Origin of the sequence: Sporolactobacillus pectinivorans (assembly GCF_002802965.1) — a bacterium.
In the GTDB taxonomy this organism is placed as follows: Bacteria; Bacillota; Bacilli; order Bacillales; family Sporolactobacillaceae; genus Sporolactobacillus; species Sporolactobacillus pectinivorans.
The window spans coordinates 3,752,550-3,772,535 of sequence record NZ_NXGA01000001.1 but is presented as its reverse complement, the minus strand read 5'-3'; the positions used below and the strand labels follow the sequence as shown (position 1 = coordinate 3,772,535).

19 protein-coding genes are annotated in these 19,986 nt (G+C 38.7%); 13 read left to right on the top strand and 6 right to left on the bottom strand.

Annotation, left to right across the window (positions count from 1 at the left end):
- Window positions 1-195: 195 nt before the first annotated feature.
- The 3 genes from COP04_RS18425 to COP04_RS18410 all read right to left on the bottom strand — a co-directional run bounded on the left by COP04_RS18425 (window position 196) and on the right by COP04_RS18410 (window position 3,478).
- Entirely contained in the window at window positions 196-1,107 is a 912-nt protein-coding gene (locus COP04_RS18425; RefSeq protein ID WP_100489357.1) for a DMT family transporter, read from the bottom strand.
- Between the two features lie 827 nt (window positions 1,108-1,934).
- Complete coding sequence (locus COP04_RS20385) at window positions 1,935-2,192, bottom strand: maltose acetyltransferase domain-containing protein (protein WP_239984934.1); 258 nt, start codon at window positions 2,190-2,192, stop codon at window positions 1,935-1,937.
- Window positions 2,193-2,584: 392 nt separating this feature from the next.
- On the bottom strand, window positions 2,585-3,478 hold the full coding sequence (locus tag COP04_RS18410) for an SDR family oxidoreductase (RefSeq protein ID WP_100489756.1): 894 nt from the start codon (window positions 3,476-3,478) through the stop codon (window positions 2,585-2,587).
- 136 nt (window positions 3,479-3,614) lie between these two features.
- Here COP04_RS18410 and COP04_RS18405 point away from each other — a divergent pair, with 136 nt between their 5' ends.
- The 7 genes from COP04_RS18405 (at window position 3,615) to COP04_RS18375 (ending at window position 10,240) form a co-directional block, all read left to right on the top strand.
- Window positions 3,615-4,199: a TetR/AcrR family transcriptional regulator gene (locus COP04_RS18405; RefSeq protein WP_100489355.1), complete on the top strand. Its 585-nt coding sequence runs from the start codon at window positions 3,615-3,617 to the stop codon at window positions 4,197-4,199.
- A 434-nt stretch (window positions 4,200-4,633) separates the two neighbouring features.
- Window positions 4,634-5,083 (top strand): LysE family transporter, encoded by a 450-nt coding sequence (locus COP04_RS18400; RefSeq protein ID WP_204988057.1) that lies wholly within the window; start codon window positions 4,634-4,636, stop codon window positions 5,081-5,083.
- 600 nt (window positions 5,084-5,683) lie between these two features.
- A complete protein-coding gene (locus COP04_RS18395; protein ID WP_157800379.1) occupies window positions 5,684-6,631 on the top strand; it encodes an MBL fold metallo-hydrolase in 948 nt (315 codons plus the stop codon).
- Between the two features lie 599 nt (window positions 6,632-7,230).
- Entirely contained in the window at window positions 7,231-7,998 is a 768-nt protein-coding gene (locus tag COP04_RS18390; RefSeq protein ID WP_100489353.1) for a spr1630 family ClpXP-sensitive toxin, read from the top strand.
- 18 nt (window positions 7,999-8,016) lie between these two features.
- The gene (locus COP04_RS18385) at window positions 8,017-9,192 is read left to right on the top strand and encodes a spr1629 family repressor/antitoxin (RefSeq protein WP_100489352.1); all 1,176 of its coding nucleotides are present in this window, start codon (window positions 8,017-8,019) and stop codon (window positions 9,190-9,192) included.
- Between the two features lie 284 nt (window positions 9,193-9,476).
- A complete protein-coding gene (locus tag COP04_RS18380; protein ID WP_100489755.1) occupies window positions 9,477-9,941 on the top strand; it encodes a phage tail protein in 465 nt (154 codons plus the stop codon).
- A gap of 35 nt (window positions 9,942-9,976) precedes the next feature.
- Entirely contained in the window at window positions 9,977-10,240 is a 264-nt protein-coding gene (locus COP04_RS18375) for a hypothetical protein (protein WP_100489351.1), read from the top strand.
- Window positions 10,241-10,270: 30 nt separating this feature from the next.
- Here the strand turns inward: COP04_RS18375 and COP04_RS18370 are convergent, their stop codons facing one another.
- Entirely contained in the window at window positions 10,271-10,825 is a 555-nt protein-coding gene (locus COP04_RS18370) for a helix-turn-helix domain-containing protein (protein WP_100489350.1), read from the bottom strand.
- A 224-nt stretch (window positions 10,826-11,049) separates the two neighbouring features.
- Between COP04_RS18370 and COP04_RS18365 the strand changes: the two genes are divergently transcribed.
- Complete coding sequence (locus COP04_RS18365; protein ID WP_100489349.1) at window positions 11,050-11,757, top strand: AzlC family ABC transporter permease; 708 nt, start codon at window positions 11,050-11,052, stop codon at window positions 11,755-11,757.
- Complete coding sequence (locus tag COP04_RS18360; RefSeq protein ID WP_100489348.1) at window positions 11,744-12,070, top strand: AzlD domain-containing protein; 327 nt, start codon at window positions 11,744-11,746, stop codon at window positions 12,068-12,070. Before COP04_RS18365 ends, COP04_RS18360 begins: the two co-directional genes overlap by 14 nt.
- A gap of 600 nt (window positions 12,071-12,670) precedes the next feature.
- Here the strand turns inward: COP04_RS18360 and gabR are convergent.
- Window positions 12,671-14,089 carry a MocR-like transcriptional regulator GabR gene (gene gabR / locus COP04_RS18355; protein WP_100489347.1) on the bottom strand — a complete coding sequence of 473 codons (1,419 nt, stop codon included), beginning with the start codon at window positions 14,087-14,089 and terminating at the stop codon, window positions 12,671-12,673.
- A gap of 95 nt (window positions 14,090-14,184) precedes the next feature.
- On the opposite strand from gabR, the gene gabT reads away from it, so the two are divergent.
- From gabT to COP04_RS18340, 3 genes are all read left to right on the top strand, one after another.
- Complete coding sequence (gene gabT / locus COP04_RS18350) at window positions 14,185-15,510, top strand: 4-aminobutyrate--2-oxoglutarate transaminase (RefSeq protein WP_100489346.1); 1,326 nt, start codon at window positions 14,185-14,187, stop codon at window positions 15,508-15,510.
- A gap of 163 nt (window positions 15,511-15,673) precedes the next feature.
- Complete coding sequence (locus COP04_RS18345; RefSeq protein WP_157800378.1) at window positions 15,674-17,071, top strand: APC family permease; 1,398 nt, start codon at window positions 15,674-15,676, stop codon at window positions 17,069-17,071.
- Between the two features lie 29 nt (window positions 17,072-17,100).
- The gene (locus COP04_RS18340) at window positions 17,101-17,922 is read left to right on the top strand and encodes a carbon-nitrogen hydrolase family protein (RefSeq protein WP_100489344.1); all 822 of its coding nucleotides are present in this window, start codon (window positions 17,101-17,103) and stop codon (window positions 17,920-17,922) included.
- 289 nt (window positions 17,923-18,211) lie between these two features.
- On the opposite strand, the gene COP04_RS18335 is transcribed toward COP04_RS18340, so the two are convergent.
- Entirely contained in the window at window positions 18,212-18,943 is a 732-nt protein-coding gene (locus COP04_RS18335) for an SDR family NAD(P)-dependent oxidoreductase (protein WP_193437434.1), read from the bottom strand.
- 114 nt (window positions 18,944-19,057) lie between these two features.
- Here COP04_RS18335 and COP04_RS18330 point away from each other — a divergent pair, with 114 nt between their 5' ends.
- On the top strand, window positions 19,058-19,837 hold the full coding sequence (locus COP04_RS18330; RefSeq protein WP_100489343.1) for a LysR family transcriptional regulator: 780 nt from the start codon (window positions 19,058-19,060) through the stop codon (window positions 19,835-19,837).
- Window positions 19,838-19,986 lie beyond the last annotated feature (149 nt).

The following is a 19,986-nucleotide window of genomic DNA, read 5'->3' as shown; positions in this document are numbered from 1 at the left end:
ATAAAAACTGTTAAAAATGATATGGTTCCCTGCTAAAGCTTTAATCGGGCAGGGGTTTTTAGTTACGCTAAATTTCTAATTGTACGATGCTCCTATGTCGATAATTCGTAGATTGGTGTAAGGATTTCTTGCTGAACCATTAAAATTCGATTGGAATTGACCGGAAATACCAATCAATTAATAGTATTTGTTTGGTTAATGTATCCCTTTGGAACGGCTATGAGCCTTGGTCAACAACTGCTGAAAATCTGTTTCCATAAGAATAAGGGAGAGTGTAATAAGTGTTCCGCCCCAAAATAGATTAACTGTAAAACGATCAAATCCAAAAGCTATTGAAAAAACACTTCCAAACACGCCTTCAAGCATCATAATGAGTCCGGCAGTTGTTGCGGCAGTATGTTTTTGTGCTAAAACTTGTAAAGTCTGACCTACAAATGAACATATTATTCCTATGTATAGCAAGGGTACGATTGCAACGGACCAATTGACAGCTGCGAGCTGTCCGATCCCTTCCCAGAGGAAAAAGACGAATCCGCCTATTGCCTGTACAGCCGCAAGCATAAAAACTACAACACTGACATCAGCTGCCTTTGCTCCATAGCTAAGGTATACAATGGATCCTGCATAAAACAGCGCACAGATGAGAGAGTATATGTCACCTATATTAATAGTGAACGCGGTATTAAATATTCCTGTTAATAAAGCCATTCCAAGTAAACAAAAGAGAATGGAAATAAAGCTTTTCACTTGGACTTTTTTTCGATAGATGATCCAAGCTATGAAAGGCACCATAACCACATATGTTGATGAAATAAAAGCGTTATTTGATGGAGTGGTATACTGGATACCAATAGTCTGTGTCATATATCCACCAAAATTGAGCAATCCGGCAATCAATCCGATTGTAAATTCTTTAAAGGTCATTTTAAATATTTTTTTATGAAAAAACATGAGTACCAATACAGCAAAGAGGATACCTCGGAAAAAATTTATGAATCCCACAGACACATTTGCGTCCAGAGCTACTTTTATGACAACAAATCCGGAGCCCCAAAGTATAGACGCTAACAATAGCAGTACATTTGCCATTGATTTTGTTATTTTCATATATTAACTTTCCTTTCCTAATTCTAATAAACTGGGTATCCCTCTTGTTTCATCTTTTTTTACTGAATGCGTGATAACGAAACGGAAGACTGCTCTGACTGACGAGATCAGGGAAAAAATATCGTCAAAGCCCGGACTATATTCTGATTATCCGCACTTGTCGATTTCAGGTTGTTTACTGTCAATTCTTTAACATTTATTGCTAATTCTTTTTCCCCCTACTGTCGACTCTTCGTTGTTTACAGCCGATTCACGGACGACACGCTCCAGTGTATGTTCCAAAAGAGAGTTTATCGGTACGATTTTTGATAAATTGACGAAAAAGCGTTTCCAAATCCACTTAGGTGCATATTCTAACCGTTCAATTATTCACAAATGAAGAAAAATTCTTTTAAAAAGTCTATTTCCTGATCTTGTAAGCATAAACTTAAATTTTAAAATGAGACAAAAGTATAGTCGATTTTAATAAAAAATCCCATCTCTCTAAAGAGACAGGACTGGTCTTCTCTTATTCTGTTTTCATTGAACCATCAACGATAATTAGTAACGGAATTGATTTTCCGACGCACCCAAATTGATTTTAGGCGGTTTTCAGGAAGTTGCTTAATACACTTCTGTATAAAGTTTTTAAATATGATCAATTTACTATACTAATTTAATAAAATCAATCCATATCCAACAGTTTTTCCCGATATGAACAAGAGCGTTATATTGATAAGCTTTCTCTCTTAGTTCTGGTAAAATTGGATGCCCTGCTACTGTTATCGTAACATTTGGGCCGAACATTGTATAATCTCCAACATAAACATGTGTATCGTCCACCACTGTCAAATTAAAGTTTGCATAGATTGGCTTCCGAAGTGGACATATTTCCCACCCCAATTAGCGTGAAATGGTGGCTCAATATAACACCCCTCACCGATTTCAGCCAGCATTGTTTTGAGCATAGTATTTCGCTTCTCAAATTCAGTCGGGCGTGTCATATTAAAATCATACAAACGGTCTAGACATATTGTTTGCTCATTCATCAATTGCTCATCAGGCAAGTACAACTCGCCGCTGTGCATCTTCTCCTTCATGTTCATAAGCTTTCTCCTTTTTAAGTCTACAGTCACAATGAAAATCGATTGGTCCTGGCGCTTCAAAATATGCGTTATCGTACAGTATTGCATGTCATTTCGAGATATACTTATCGTCAATATAATGCTTTAGCTACAAGCAATCAAATTGAAAAAGATCATACCAGATTAGAATTTCATTTTTCTTCAAAGGAGCTCAACGCATTAGATGTCGATAATCTAGAAAAATCGCTCAAAGATCTGCTGAAGCAATCACACGAGGTAACGACGGATGATGCGTGATTCATTTTTAACGCCCAGCACGCATCGGCCCAAAAAGGTAGATCAAGAAAGCTTCATGAACGCATACTGAGTTCATGAAGCTTATGCCAAATTCTTTTATTTTAATCCAATCAGCTTTATCGTTTATTATATACTTTAGCAAAGTCGTTGGCGAAATCCGCCATTTTGATTTTGCCCAACTTTGGATGATGACGCTTATAGTCTTCATAAAAGGTATGGGTTCGCTGGTTTGCCGACATCTGAACGAGGCCGGCTGCAATCGCTTTATTAATTCCTGCTTTTTCCAGTGCCTCGAGCCGCTGTTCATCACTAATTTCAACCCATGTCAAATCAGGCATACCGATTGCTTTGCCTAAAATTTGCGCAGTTTCCTGTCCTGTCAATTCATCACTGGCAACATAACGTACTTTGGTTCCGGTCAGCGGTGTCATTAACTCTTCCGCAACGACGTCTGCTATATCCGCGGGCGCCACCCAGGATTGTGTGATGTTGTTGCCATAGTTGGTCGCAATAACCCCTTGTGTTTTAATTGTATTGAGAAAGCCAAATAAATTGTAATACATGCTCGTTGGACGAACAAAAGTAATTCCCACACCTTCCAAGTTGCTTAGAATACCTTCAATAATATTGTAAACATAGAGAGTACCTGCTTCTTTGCCTAAATTAGCTCCAATACTGCTCAAATTGATGACTCGTTTAACGCCGGAACGTCTGACGGCATTCGCATAGACAGCTGCCTGTTGACGGCCAAGATCCATAACATCGACATTTTTGTCAAATGAAGAACTCAATGCAAGCATTAAATAGACGGCGTCTGCTCCTGCAAAAGAATCGGCCAGAAAAGATTCATCCTGAATGAGTCCAATGGCGGCACGGGCTCCCAACTGCTCAATTTGCTCTTTTCTGTTTTCATTACTGCTTATAACAGTCACATCATGACCGGATGCGGCCAACTGCTTTGTGAGTGGCAGCCCGACATGTCCAAGGGAACCGGTGAGTGTAATTTTCATAATCATATATGCCTCCTTTAAAAAAGATAGATCAATCTTCATTAACCATTATAAAGGATAATTCTATCCTTTGTCAAAAATGATTTTAGCGCCTGCATTGACAAGGATAGTCCTATCTTTGTAACATTAAAGTATCATGAAAAAGAAAAGCGAAGCAAAATACCAAAAAATTATTGATGAAACAGTCAAATTAATAGCTGAAAATGGAATCGCCGAGTTGTCGACTACCAAAGTTGCGAAAAGGGCCGGAATTGTTCAGTCCAATATTTATATATATTTTAAAGACAAACAAGACCTGATTAAGAATGTGTATTTGAATCAGGTTACGAAGATGAGCATTTATTTGAACCAAAAAGTGGACGATGAGGCACCTTTAAAAGAAAAACTCATTCGGTATATAGAAGCCTTATACGTGTTTTCAATGGCGTATCCGATCATCATAACTGCAATTGAGAGAATCAAAGAAGCACCCAGCGTCCAATTAATCGTAAGAGAAAATGAGAATGGCGACCAAAATCAAAAAATTCAACAGTTACTCAAACAGGGAATTTCGGTTGGTTTGCTTCGTAATACCCATATTTCGATTTTACTTTCTATCGTTTTTTCAACCATCAAAAATTATTCAAGGAGTATTCAAAATAAAGTTTATTCTTCGGAAGAAGTTCCTCTCAGCGACGTGATCGAAATGATTATGGCGGCGATTTTGAAACCGACGGGATAACACAGCAGAATACGTATCATTCCATTAAGATTTAAGCAATTGTTTTCACGGAATCATCTACAGCTCGTTCATCAGCAACCAGTGGAAATGGATCGCGACACAGCTGTGATATTGAGTTAAAAGCAAAGCCCGTAATCCTTGACGTATCAAGGATTACGGGCTCTTGTGTAGTTTACCCCATCTATTTCCTGATCAACGGAGTTAGCAGGCAGAACGTTGAGTTGCCGGGACTTTGGATCAGTTAAGGACGTGCAAGAAGGGTTGAAAAGGGTTTGGATGGTGACATAAATGCCAGAGACATGAAGATGCAGACTCTAATTAGTAGCAAGTAAAGTGAACCAACTTCGCTTGTTATTATGCGGCTCGTTCATATAGAGATGATCAGCAGGTTTAGTTATTGCAAAACATTTATGGAAAGTAGAGTGGATTTTGATATGGGTGTTCACGCATTATCCGCATTTGTCGTTTATTCTCTAATCAATGCCTTCACACCAGAACCGGGAAATATTCTCGCATTAAATGCGATGACTAATTTTGGATGGAAAAAAGGAAAACATTTATTCCTCGGGATCTTTTTCGGTTATTATGTTGTTCAAGTACTATGTGCCATTTTTGTTTTTGGACTAGAGAGTTTAATCAATCCAATCATGTCAGTACTTAAATATTCAGGAGCTATTTATATTTTGTGGCTTGCATACCACATTGTCATGAGTAAGCCAGATACTAAAACAGATGAGAGACCGGCTTCCTTTTTTATTGGTTTTATCTTGCAGATTGTTAATGTAAAAATATTTTTATTTGGTATAACGGCTTTAACAGGTTATGTAAGTCCATATTATTCAACGCTAGAATCATTTTTTTTGAAATTATCGTTGCTACCATAGGTACAATTGCCACCTTAACTTGGATCTTTTTTGGCGACTTATTTCAAAAGATATATATGAAACATTTTCAAATCGTTAATATTGTTCTGGCATTATTACTTTTGCAATGCGTCGTTAGCCTATTACTACAATAAATAAAAGAAGATTAAATCAAACATCACTTCAAGAAATAAGTGCAGAAAGAGGTTAGTAGAATAATAAGTGATACCTTGGTAATCTTATTTAGTTAGACTGCATAACAGTTTCTAGTATTCTCCGACAAGTAAATGTTCAAGTTAAATTCGTAGATGATCATGTCGTTGTATTATATAGTAGAGGATAAATTGAGAATTAGCTTGATGTTGAAACGCACGACATGGACAAAATCAAAACGTCGCGATTGTCGGATTGGCAGATAGATCGTTGCGAATAATTATGCTATCCTTTTCTTTAATCGGACAGGCATCACCCGAAGGAAAAAAGCTTATCGATCATATCGAAAAATGATTTGCGAAAAATAAATCGTAATCTAGTTCATCGTCAACATTTAACGGGTAGAACTGATCACCATTTGTAATTTAGATTGTAATAAAACACCCTAATTTTAGGAGTTGGTCATATTTGACTGTATTAACAGAGTTTCTCCCTGAATCTAAATATTTTTCGCTGACCCCGCTCGCTGATGGTGTTTGGGCAGCGCTCTCTATACCCGGAACGGGCTCATGGTCAAATGCAGGAATCATTGATATTGGAGATCAAACGATTATTTTTGATGCGTTCGCTACACCCACGGCTGCCGACGATTTACGAATTGCTGCCGAAAAATTAACGGGCCGACAAGCAACAATTGTTCTGAATAGCCATTATCATCTTGACCATGTAAATGGAGATCAAGTCTTTAAGGATGTACCGATTATTAGTACAAAGCTCACTCGGGAACAGATAGCTATTCAGCAGCCAAAATTTATAGAAATATTTAAGGATAATGCGGGACTTTTAGATCAAACGAAGGTGGAGATTGAACAAGAAAAAAATCCTGAAAAGCGTCAGGAGCTAGAAGATTTACTCGGCGAATATTCAATGATTATAAAGGACACGGAAAGGTTTAAACTGACGTTACCAACGATTACTTTTGAAGATGAGATCACTTTAAATGGAGCGAGGATATCGGCCAATTTTATCACCTATGGTGGGGGGCATACAAGCAGTGATTCTTTTCTATATCTGCCAAAGGAGCAAATAATATTCTTGGCTGATCTTATGCACATCGGATACCATGCTGATATCAGACAGGGAAATGTGGATCATTGGCTGGATATACTAAAAAAAATTAAAAATCTCAAAATCAAAAAAGTTGTTTCTGGTCATGGAACAATTGGGACGGCAAAGGTTCTGGATGATATGATCGATTACCTCTATGCTATTAAACAAATTTCGATAGATTGGATTCGAAGTGGAGGTACTATTGAGAATGTGGATCAGATCGATGTGCCAGAAAAATACACTTCCTATGGTGCACCAAGTATCTTTTATTACAATATAAAATCTTTACTTGAAAAGAAAAAGTGATCAAGCAATTTGTATAGACCGCTGAGAAATAAGGAAATTATAGGGCGAGTTCTCGATTACTTTCAATTGAACAAGAAAGGTTTTTAATATTATCGGTTTACAACTATACACTAATACCGTATGTCACTGTTTTACCCGCTTTTAACTCTGTTAAAGTGTCGTTAACTCATTCAAAATCCCAGTAAATGTTCTGGCCTTTAACTCCATTGAATACAAAAGAGTAGGAATAGGAAAAACTATCCCGGAATCCCTATTGTATCAAGGAATTCAGGGCCTCCCAGCTTTTTGTGTCACCATCCACTTTATTCAACTTGATTTAGTGGGGGAGAATGTTTTTCCGCATAACCTATGAGCGAATCAAAAAGCTTCTCTTATTTCCCTGCTTAAGAGAAGGGCATTTATGCAATTAAATGTTACACTGGCACAGATGAGTAGGCGCCAGTGTGACATCTCCACACGCCTGGCATGACAAAATAGTCCAATTGAATCCGATATGTTCATGTCCCCTACGACACTTTAAAAAAAATCGAGTTTTTACTGCTTAATTTGAAAGAAAGAAATATAATAAGAGAAAATGCTAGAAAGTTGAGGAAACTGCTATGTCAGCATTCGACCTGCCTGTTTCATTGGAACAACAGTTGGTAAATGGTATTATGGCGGGCTATAAATCTTATCTTGGTGCCCGTAGAAACGCCCAAGATGAATTGGCCGTTAGTGGTGCTTATGCCTGGGTCAAAGGAAATCACATTGACTCAAGCGTTAAAGACAGTATTCAAAGCCTCAAGAGTGTCAGTCCTAATCTCGATAAGGCTGGCTATACGTGGGAATACTTGCAATTTACATATGACGATGGTGACGGAAAAGCACTGATCATTGTCAAGAACGCCCGTTCTACGGACAGAAACTTTGATGGCAGGCCCGGTAGTGCAACCCATCAGAACTATCTTTACGAGTACGCTGGAATCAATAATCCGGCATTTCAATCAGGTGAATTGAAAGGGAAACGAGAGAACCGTCAAATTCAACTTGAACTCTCGTTTCCAGAATTTGATGCAATCCGCAAGAACGAAGTTATGGAGAAACCATCCGGCTTCTATCGTTTCTATATTGTAACTTACGAAATTGACGATATGAGCAAGATGATCAGCACCATCAAGCTGACTATGCCAAACCAGGAAACGATGCGCCTGGTAGAAATTACGGATCTAACGCGTCTCATCAGGTTAAGTGGTGTTACTTTTGATGAAGACGAATTAGCAGCGGTTAAAAACGACAAAATCCCTGAAAGTGTATACTCCTCTGAAGAACAGTCCTTTGGTTATGAAGTGGTGAAAAAAGAGAAAGAAGACAACCAGGGTGCTCAATAATAGAAGAGGTGATGAGCTATGTTTTTCGGCGAGAAACTAACTGAATTACGCGAATTAAACGGTCTCTCCCGAAAAGAACTTGCAGCCTGGCTCAACGTTTCGGAACAAGCAGTTTGGCAGTATGAGAATGAGTCAACGATTCCGAGGATCGAAGTCTTAAACAAAGTGCGTGAGCTCTTCTTTGTAGACACAAAGTTCTTATTCTCAAAGACATTCCTGCATAAAACCGCATCCGAAGAGAGGGTTGCTTATCGGTCGAAGGATCGTGACTCACGGAAAAAAGCAAAGCTTGAGTTAACCTACATTAGCTATGTTGATTACTACGTCAGTTTTTTTGAAAAATTTTTAATTACACCTAATTCAGCGATCACTGTACTCCGACAAAAGGCTACGGAAATGTTGCGATCCAATCCGGATCAGTCAATGGATCAAAGAATTTCTCAGACGGCCAATCTGGCAAGAAAATTTCTCAAGCTCCAACACAATAAAGATTTGATGTATACACTTGAAATGAGTGGCATCTACATCGTTGAAAAGAACCTTGGCCCGGAAATTGATGCCTACAGCACAATCACAGATGATGGCCGCTCATTCATTATCTTAGGAAACATCAAAAAATCAGCAGTTCGCAGAAACTTTGATCTGGCACATGAGCTTGGACACCTTCTGCTCCACACTGCCGTTGATATGGAAACACTGACCAAACAAGAGCACAAACAAATCGAGCAGCAAGCCAATCAATTTGCCTCTGCCTTCCTGCTGCCTGAGGAGGAATTTAAGCGAGATTTTGCTGAATTACCAAGGCATTCCAATCCAGACTACTACATCGAGATGAAACGCAAGTATATGGTTTCGCTCGTCGCATTGGAGTACCGTGCTTATCAATTAGGCTTAATGACCTATCAGGAGAATCGCTATTTCTTTGGGCAATTACACAAAAAGAGCTATCAAATACTTGAACCCCTTGACGATCGAATTCCGCCAATTCGTCCGGGCCGGATAAAGTCCCTGATACAGCTACTCTTCGATAAGTGTATTGTTTCTATTTCTGATCTGGGATCCGAGTTTCATATCACGCCCCTGTTTCTTGCTAACCTGTTTTGCTTAGACAAGGGTTTCTTTGACCGATATATGCAACCGAAGAAAGAATACTTTGATTCTGGACAAGTCATTCCTATCAGGAGAATAGAATAAGGCCTGAGTAAATATCTGCAGTGAAATACGTTCCAATTATTACATTATAATGTTTCGGGTCCGTCAATGGCTCAATAAACTGTAGTATTTGATGTTCACTTTTTTCATCGTGACACCTAAACAGTATCGCTTTTTGATATCATTTTGGGGTATCATATAACCGTCAAGTGAAGGAAATAAGCATTTTAAAAGCAAAGATTGAGACGGACAGCGAAACGGCCCGACTTTTGGCGATCTGTGGATTTCTGTTGTTAGAAGATAAAATGATAAAAGGAGAAATGAAAATGGCTTATATCGTTGATTTTAAAAACGTGTCCACGATTGGATTCGGGTCCTCACCTGTGGCAGAGGCGCTTGCCGGTTTACGTGCTAATGAGGCCCGCTACTTTATGAACAAATATAAGCATGAATTTACAGTTGTACCAACCAGCGAAAGTCAGGAAACCCTTGATTATGTGAATAGAATTTTGAAAGAAGAACGGGATATTGAGTTTGCGGCCAAGCCTTTAGAAACATCGCGTTTTCAAGTGGAAAATATCAAATTCGCCTACGTCTTTTATGAGGATGGCCTTGAGGTTAACGTCATGTATACGATTGATGAATCTAAGAAGCGGGCCGTTGGTCTCAAGCTTTCTGAGGGGATGGAAGTTCCCAAGGAATTAGAAGGAAAGTTTAAGTTTGCTAGGCAGAAGTCTAAACTAGCTGGAACAATTCGGGGTTCGTTTTTTGTAATTAAAGGAGAATATTAAAGGAAGCAATAGGCATGGTGAGGGGGACAACGTGATTGCTCCTGATTGGCTTTGTTGCAGACGCCGTTTTGATGATGAATGAACAAACCCATGCCGCTGTTAATGGGACGAGTAAAAGTGAAGCTAAAGACATGATCGGAAAGGTACCTGTGAAACAAAATGATTTAAACGGTAGTATGGATTTGGGAGAAGCACTGCTAGCCAATCAGCAGACACGTGCCCAACTTTACCTTTACCACTGCTTTTTCCCACCAAAATTTGATTTTGGTGGGTTTTTTTTGATTCATTTCATTGTGTGATAGCGTTTATGAAATTAAGGGGGACACCCGCTATACTTGGTAATAATTGATTATGATTGTTCTCAAAGTGCCTCTGCCAGTATTTTTATAGATATGTTTCCTGTCCGCATTAAAGGTTGTCGCGTCATCTGCATTCAATACTAATGTTTGTTCATCTATCTTAAGTGTCAGTTGGCCTTCCAACACCATAATATACTCATCTGATTTTTTTGAATGTCCGACAGAAGTATACTCTGCCCCTTCATCCAATTCCATTTGAAAAAGCTCGAAATTTCGGCTTGGCGTTTCTGTGTAATAACAATACACACGATAAGTACCCTCATCAGATATTTGAACTAGTGTATTTTTTTTAGTCATTACTTGTGTATTCGGTTGTTCTTGCGGTTCCAATAATGAAGTGTACGGCACATTCAATCCGGCACAGATCCTCCAGATCGTATTGATCGTTGGATTTGTATCGCCATTTTCAATCTGGGACAACATACCTTTACTGATTCCCGCAGCTTCTGCTAATTGACCGAGTGTCATATTTTTTTCTGTGCGCAGCCTTTTTAAATTAAGACCAATAATCTGATTGATTTCCATTGTAAAGAAACTCCTCTTAATATATTGACAAACGCATCAAATGAATTTAAAGTAATTTCTAGTTCAATATATTAAACAACCGTTCTTTATATTATATAATACTCTGATCACAGGAGCAAAGCTCTGGAGACGATCAGGATGAGTGCGGTATACAGATCAAATGTATCGATTCGAACAATCGATTCAAGATTATTATAGAAAAAATACAGAGGAGTTAGTAGACATTGGATGAAAAATTAGACATCCACACAGCTATAAAAGATACCTTACCCACTGTTTTCGGGTACATAGGAATCGGCATCGCTTTCGGTATCGTAGGCAAAGCAGCGGGTTTTAATCCGCTAATAGTTTTACTGATGTCCGTTTTGATTTATGCAGGATCAGCTCAATTTATTACCGTCAGCATGCTGGCCAGTCATAGCCCAATACTATCAATCGTATTTTCGACTTTTTTAGTCAACTCACGAATGCTTTTAATGAGTATGACACTTGCCCCTTATTTTAAAAAAGAGAGTCTGTCAAAGAATATTTTGATTGGAACTTTGCTGACGGATGAAAGTTTTGCATTAGGCATGAACAAACTTAACTATTCAGGAAATAAGTTAAGTTTGCGTTGGTTCAATACGGCGAATGGGATTTCCTATTTGACTTGGATTATTTCCTCCCTTGCAGGGGCGCTACTGGGGAACTTTATTACAAATCCGGAAAAGTTGGGATTGGATTTTGCGATCGTTGCCATGTTTATTGGGTTGCTCTATTTACAAGTTATATCCGATAAATCAACACCTAAACTCTTACAGATTATCGTCATTGCATTCACATTTGTTTTGATTTATATCGGATTGATCTTTGTACCAAGTAATTTACTAATTCTATTAGTGACCCTGCTAGGGTGTGAATTTGGAGTGATCATCAAACATGCCTTCTTTTAATTTTACTTTACTGACGATCCTCGGCTGTGGCATCGCTACATGGATCTCTCGTGTGTTACCATTTGTTTTATTAAAAAAGTTTGACTTACCTAAACCAGTCATCGACTATTTAAGTTTTGTTCCCATTGTCATTATGTCGGCTCTTTGGTTTATCAGTCTTTTCAATCAACACTTGGGGAGTCTCCCCCAAGTCAATTATGAAAACTTGCTTGCTTCTGTCCCAACTGTAATTAGTGCAATTATTTTCAAAAATTTACTTGTCGTTGTGATCATTGGAATTGTTTCACTTGGCATTATTCGCTTAATAGCTTGAGGGTTATTTATATTTTTAGCGATAAGTAGTGAACTTTCTATCCACTTTATCATAGGCAGAAACTAATTGGAGCCATACTTTGTTCAGAATAAAAAGCGATGTTGCATTGTAATAGAGCAACAAAAGGTATGCACAGTTTAGCGCATTGATGATGAAGATTTAGAATTGTGTTATGAGGTGGATTGCTATGTTTTTTTCTTTTTTGATTTTCAACCCTATATTGCTGTTATTGGTCAAAACAGCTTAAAGATCGAAAAACTGGGTTCGATATTAGACGATATTAATATAAAGTATAGCAAAGATATAACTTCAAAATTCATGATTACACTGGGTGATGAATGATAGATTTTTCTGTATCAGCTTTCCACTCAACTGGTCAAAAACCACGACCAGATTATGGTGGAAGACTTAAGCGTCAAAGGACTATTAAATAAACATTATTTAGCCCAAATGATTAGCGCAGTCAGTTGATTGGAATTTGTTAGTCAACTTACCTACAAAACTAAATGGTGGGGAAAGCACTAGGGTATTTACTGGAAAATGGTAGTAGGCGTAAACTGCGAATAAAACATAGGCTCGTTTCGTTCTTTTCATAAGCTTTTAAGGCCCGATTACCGATCGATAAAGTCTGTCGACTCCTTCTTCAATTCTTTCAAGAGGCAAATTAGCAAATCCCAAAATAAATACAGGTTTTTTGGAGGGATGGTAATGAGTGAGACAACACCGTTTTATACTGTATAATTCCAGTTTTTTCTGTTCGGCCCGATTAAGTATATCCTCAATGGAACGTTCTGCTTTGAAAGTGCACATAAAATGGAGACCAGCATTCGCTCCATGAATCGCTATGTTTTTGCCAAAACGCCCGTTCAATTCTTTAATTAACCTCGTTTGCCTTTCTGAATAAATTTGCTTCATTCGCTTAATATGTTTCTGATACTCTCCTGAATCAATAAACTCTTGTAAGGCTAATTGTGCGAGGACATTGCATGTTTGCATCAGAAAACCTTCACTCTCGCGAAAGCTTTGCAGCAGATGCCGCGGGAGTACCATGTAACTAATCCTCAAACCAGGAAGCAGAGATTTTGAAAAAGTTCCCATGTAAATGACTTTGTCAAATGTGTCCAAGCCTTGAATGGAGGGAATTGCATCACTTTGATACTTAAATTCGCTGTCGTAATCATCTTCAATAATATAACGGTTTTTGGCTTGCGAAGACCAATTTAACAGTTGAATACGACGAGAGATTGGCATTACGATGCCCGTTGGAAATTGGTGGGAAGGTGTAATGTAGAGAATATTTGGGTCTTGCTTTATTATTTCAGAAATCGCAATCCCTTTATGATCTAATTCGATGGACGTTACATCGGCATGCTGCAATTTGAGCAATTGATAAATTCGGCTATAACCGGGTTCTTCCATGGCGTACTTTGAACCTTCCGGAAACAAATGACTAAGTATCTGGATAAGGATTTGGGTTCCTCCGCCAATAACAATTTGTTCAGGATAGCATTTAACACCCCGGGTAATCGATAAGAGACGGCTAATTGTACAACGAACAGAATAGATGCCTTGGGGATAACGTGAGGAGTCGTCATTTAACTCCGTGCGTTTTGATTTAAGCGCCTTATGTTCGCAGTTCAGCCAGCTATCAAAAGGAAAAACGGATCGGTCTGCTGACATGTGAGAAAAAGAGATCCAGTCCTTTTTGGGTTCCGATCTTTCGACAAGATTTGGGTTGAGGGGTTTTAGCGTACTAAATGGGGTTGGTACTTTTTCAAGCTTCTCTACGAAGAATCCACTACGTTCAACTGAGTAAATATAGCCTTCCGCAAGAAGCTGCTGATAAGCACCATTAACCGAGTTTATGCTCACATGTAAACTTTCAGCCAGCTCGCGCTTTGATGGTAATTTTTCATTAGGCAGAAAGTGATTGAGTAAAATTTCTTTTTTTATTTGTTTATAGATTTGCCGGTAAATATAATCGTCTTTTTGGTTTGATAGATTAATTAACGATAACATGAAATCAACCTCTGATACCAAAATTATTAGAATTTTGATACTATACATAATACCAAAAATTAATCAAAATATCTATTAAAAGGAGAGTGGGCCATGTGCTAAAGGATCTTCTAGGAGATGTATCAACAAAACAATGGCAGGAGAGGAGAGATCGGTTTGTAGCGGCTGCCGTAGGGAATGGGAATCTTCATATAGCTTCCAAAGCGGAGGGGGCTTTAATTACAGACATTGACGGAAATCAATTCATTGATTTTGCGGGTGCGATCGGTGTTCAAAATGTAGGCCATTGTCATCCTAAAGTTATTGAAGCAGCCAAAAAACAATTAGAAAGTTATATTCATCCGGGTTTTAATGTGATTATGTATCCGTCTTACATTGAGTTATGTGAAAAATTGTGTGAAATTGCCCCCGGAGAATTTGCTAAAAAAGCCTTATTGTTAAATTCAGGTGCTGAGGCTGTGGAAAATGCAGTTAAAATTGCTCGTCGTTATACGGGACGCCAAGCTGTGGTTTCTTTTGATCGGGCATTCCATGGACGGACCAATTTAACGATGGGTATGACGAGTAAAGTAAAACCCTATAAGTTTGGTTTTGGTCCTTTTACGTCTGAAACATATAAAGCTCCTTATCCCTATTACTACCGGAAACCCGAAGGAATGACCAATGAAGCCTACGATGATCAAGTGATTGCGGCATTTGAAAACTTCTTCGTCAGTACAGTGGCACCGGAATCCGTAGCTTGTATCGTTATGGAACCTGTGCAGGGTGAAGGCGGATTTATTATTCCTTCAAAGCGCTTTGTAACCTTTGTCCGTCATTTTTGCACACGGCATGGTATTGTTTTTATTGCCGATGAAATTCAGGCGGGGTTTGCCAGAACCGGAAAAATGTTTGCTATCGAACACTTTGCTGTTTCTCCTGACTTGATGACTGTTTCGAAATCGTTAGCAGCAGGTTTTCCGTTAAGCGGAGTTGTAGGGAAAGCTGAGATTATCGATGCCTGCGATCTGAAAGGTTCTCTTGGAGGGACGTATTGCGGAAATCCTATTTCCTGTGCAGCTGCGTTAGCCGTTTTGGAGATTATCGAAGAGGAACACTTGACTGAAAGAGCAGAGAAAATCGGATCACTATTTGAGCAGCGAGCAAATGAATGGAAAGAAAAATTTCCTTTCGTAGGTGATGTCAGACGTCTGGGTGCTATGGCGGCGGTTGAATTTGTTGAGGATCGCGTTTCTAAACTACCTGACTCAAAAAGGACAGGACGCATTGTTCATTATGCTAATGATCATGGTTTGCTGCTTTTGAATGCTGGAATAAATGGAAACTGCATTCGTTTTTTGTCGCCTTTGACGATCACGGATGATCAGTTGCAAAAAGGGATTGACATTATTGAAGAGGGTTTAAATCAATTAGAAAAATAGACTGCTCATGTAATCAAAATGGCAGATGAAAAAAAAGCTTACAAATCACTGACAAACTTTGATCTGTAGGTTTGAAAGAGAGATAAATGATGGTTAATTTTGCAATATTGCGTTAGAAAATACAAGGTGCTGTTAAAGACAACTCTATTAGGGGATGAAAAAAATGAGTCATTCAATGGTCAAAGCACCTTCAGAAAAAAGTGGACTCCGTTTACAATGTCTTTCATTCATCGAAGTTCTTGGTCAGTCTATCGCAAATATTGCACCGACCGCGACACCGGCGATAACCATACCTGTTGTCTTTGCTACATCCGGTAATGCAACATGGATCGCATATGTGTTTGCAACATTAGCCATCGTTCTATTAAGTTTACAAATAAATGTATTCTCTAAGCGTTCTGCCACAACAGGCGCTCTGTATACTTATATTTCAGAGGGTATCGGCCCCGCAGGCGGATTTGTTTCCGGAAGTGGTTTGGTATTCTCTTACTTAGTAACCGGAAGTGCAGTGCTTTGTGGTTTTGCAAACTATGCAAATAATCTGCTCGCCTATGCTGGTATTCAGCTTTCGCCTGCCCTGATTATTATTATTGGTTCCGCAGTTGCATGGTTTATGACTTATAAGGGTGTTGAACTTTCAGCCAAAGTTATGCTCATTTTTGAAGCCATTTCTGTGACGCTAATCACTCTTTTGGGGATTCTCGTTTTGATCCATCATGGGTTCAACCTTGGAACTTCCCAGTTTAATCTTAAAGGCATGTCTTTTGACAGCATAAGATTAGGACTTGTTTTTGCCTTCTTCAGTTTTGTCGGCTTTGAAAGTGCGACGACTATGGGGCGGGAAGCCAAAGAACCGCTACGTAACATACCACGTGCAGTCATTGGAAGTGGCGTTTTCGTGGGAATATTCTTTGTGGTCATGTCCTTGATCATGGTCATGGGTTTTGCAGGTAGTAAAACATCTCTGGGTGAATCAACTGCGCCGCTCACTTATCTTGCGCGGCAAAGCCACGTTGGCATTCTCGGATTTTTAATTTCAATAGGCGCTATGGTCAGTTTCTGGTCTTGCGGCGTGGCATCGATAACGGCTGCGGCTAGGGTCATGCTTCATATGAGTCATGAGGGGTATTTACCTGATGCCATAGGTAAGTGCCACAAGATCAACAAAACTCCGTACATCGCCATCATGGTTTGTTCAATTGTCGTAGGAGGTATTCCTGTTGTCCTGGAATTGCTCAGAAGTTCAAATATGGATGTGTACAACTGGACTGGAAGTATGGCTGTTTACGGATTTTTAATTAACTATCTGCTTGTGACAGTCTCAGCGCCTCTTCTACTTTATAAATTAAAGGAACTGAAATGGCCCCACGTCGTCACGGCAGTATTTTCGTTCATCTTGCTGTGCATACCGCTGATCGGAAGTGTCTATCCCTTCCCTTCATTCCCGATGGCCGTATTGCCAATTATATTTCTTGCCTGGCTTATTATTTCTTTTGTCTTTTATATTTTTGTTAAACAACACACTAGTCTGCAAGAGAACCCGAATACGGAACAAATATAAGATTCTATAATTTGGGGAGGTAGTCACTCATGAATGTGAATGTTTCTTGCGTTCAGATGGAACCGGTCATGTACCATGTGGATAAAAATATCAGAAAAATGGAAAACTATATCGATAAAGTTATGATAGAACATCCGGAAATGAACCTTATCGTTTTCCCCGAACTCATCACATCGGGATATGAGTGTAACAAGGAATTCCATGCCCTTGCCGAAGTAGTACCGTACGGCGAAAGTATGAAACGGATAGGGTCGTGTGCCAAGAAACACGGAGTTAATGTGATTTATGGTTTTCCGGAACAGGATTCCACTCTTACTGACGTTTTATACAACTCTTCTGTCTTTATTGACAATAATGGAAAAGTATTGGGTGTATATCGGAAGGTTCACCTTTTTGGAAATGAGAAAACCTATTTTCGTTCTGGCTGTGAATATACCCTAATCAACTCATCAATTGGAAAAATAGGAATGATGATTTGTTATGATACAGCATTTCCTGAAGTAGCGAGGACTTATGCCCTTCGCGGAGCCGATCTTCTTGTGATTTCTACAAATTGGGAGAAACCGTATGAAGCGGACTGGGATCTTGTTATTAGGGCACGGGCAATAGACAACATTATTTATATCGTGGCGGCAAATCGTGTTGGTTTCGATACGACGCTCGGTTTTTTTGGAAGAAGCAAGATTATTAGCCCTCTCGGTGAACCGCTTAGAGAACTGAACGAAGAAAAAGAAGGATACATTTTTGCAGAACTCGATTCTGAATTACCGCTTAAATTAAAGTCGGGCTACTACACTATTTTTAAGGATCGTAAACCGGATACGTACAGTATGGTTTGCAAGAAATACTAAAATGATCGCGTTAATTCGAAAACAGCAGCTATAGCTTGTCTCGTTTTACAGAACCTAATATATGGAGCGATGCACCGCCAAGTAAATTTGGATTCGAGGAATGGGTGAATATCCTCGAATCTTTTTTCTTTCTATGAAAAAAGGTATAACAGTAGTAGGTTAAACAAGAAACATTAAACTTACTCGAAGAAGGGGCGCTAACCTAAAAATCCCTTTCTGACGCACATTTTTGATCACCTTGTTATAATTTCCCGAGAATTTGGGTTACAACTCAAAAAGTAATGCTTTCTTACATAGTTTGACCATTGTCTACTGCGATGATTTGTCCTGTTAGCGATTTCTGAAGAAGTGTATAACAAATGGTTTCGGCAATGTCCTCAGGTGTGGAAATCCTTTTCAAGAGAATATTCCCAGCTAGAGTTTTCATTTTTTCTTCATTTCCCTTCCACCATCTTGTATTAACAGCACCGGGGGCAATACTATTAATTCTTATGTTTGGTGCCAGTGAAAACGCGAGCGATTTTGTTAATCCATGAACAGCGGATTTTGTCACTGCATATGGGACAGAGGAACCTAACCCGGTTATACCTGCTACACTACCGACATTAACAATTGCTGCGTCCTGTTCTTTTTTTAAATAAGGTACTGCGTGCTTAATGCAGTAAAATGTTCCTTTAACATTTACATTCCAAAGCTTATCCCAGACTTCATCAGTGGCCCCATCAAAATCATCCATAGCTAACTGATGGGTTATACCAACATTGTTAACGAGATAATCTAACTTCCCAAACTTTTGAATACAAGCGAGAATCATTTCCCTTACTTGACGCTCATCACTAATATCTGCCTGATACAACAGCCCATCATTTGATAATTGATTGTACGTATCCTGAGCTTCTTGAAGTGACTTTGAATAGTTTACAACGACTTTAGCACCCAGAGAAGATAATTTTACACAGGTTGCGCTCCCAATTCCTGTTGCGCCACCGGTTACCAATACCACTTTATTATTAAACATCATTTCAACACCCCATTTTATTTACTATGAATAAGATTACATGTTCTAGCGTGACCTGTATAATAGTTGTAAATCATATCCGGTATCAATAATAATTATGGCAAGAGGGGAAATGGAATGGAGTTCAATGATCTTCTTATTTTCGTCGAGGTTTATCAGTGTGGCTCATTTTCGAAAGCTGCGGATAATCTTGGATATGTTCAGCCCAATATTTCTAACAGAATCAAAAAAATAGAGACTGAATTGGGAATTAGACTGTTTGAGAGAACAAATAAGGGGATATCTTTACTCCCGGCGGCAGATCAATTGTATGTTCATTCAAAGAAAATCCTTATGGACTATCACAACATGGTCGAAGAATTGTCAAAATATAAAACGATTAGAGTTGGTGCGACGCCGACTCTGGCATATTCGGTAGTCCCTCAGTTTACGCAGCGTTTGAAAGGTTGTGGTTACCGAAATGTTATCAATTCGACGCATTCAATCTCTGAATTATTCAAGAAATTAGATCAAAATGAAGTGGATTGTATATGGATAAATCGCGATTTTGATAATAAAACATACAAATCCATGCATTCTTTCCGCGAGGAGCTTTTCATCCTTAGTAATTGTGACTGGAACACAAAGAATAATTTTAACATTGTGGTGAGCAAAGACGAAGATTGTCCTTATCGAAAAAAACTTATGAGTCTCTTAAAACTTAAGAAATATAATGTTATCGATTTTGATAATCTTGGGTCTGTTTTAAATAGCATCCATACAGTCCCGAACAGCGTGACTCTTTTACCTAAAGGGTTGGCAAACGGCGTTGATCGTTCTTTAAAGATAACCTACATAAAAGAATATGTAGATATTGATTTAGTGGCAAAAAAAGAAACGATAATCAGCTTAGGCTAGGTACTTGCCATGTCACCACTTAAATTCTTATTAACCCTATCTGAACGTCTTCAGCTCATTCAAAAACCTAACAAATCGGCTTTCTGTTTGCTAACTTTATTGATTATAAAAGAGTGGGAATGAAAATAATTATTTGTTTACACTCGAAC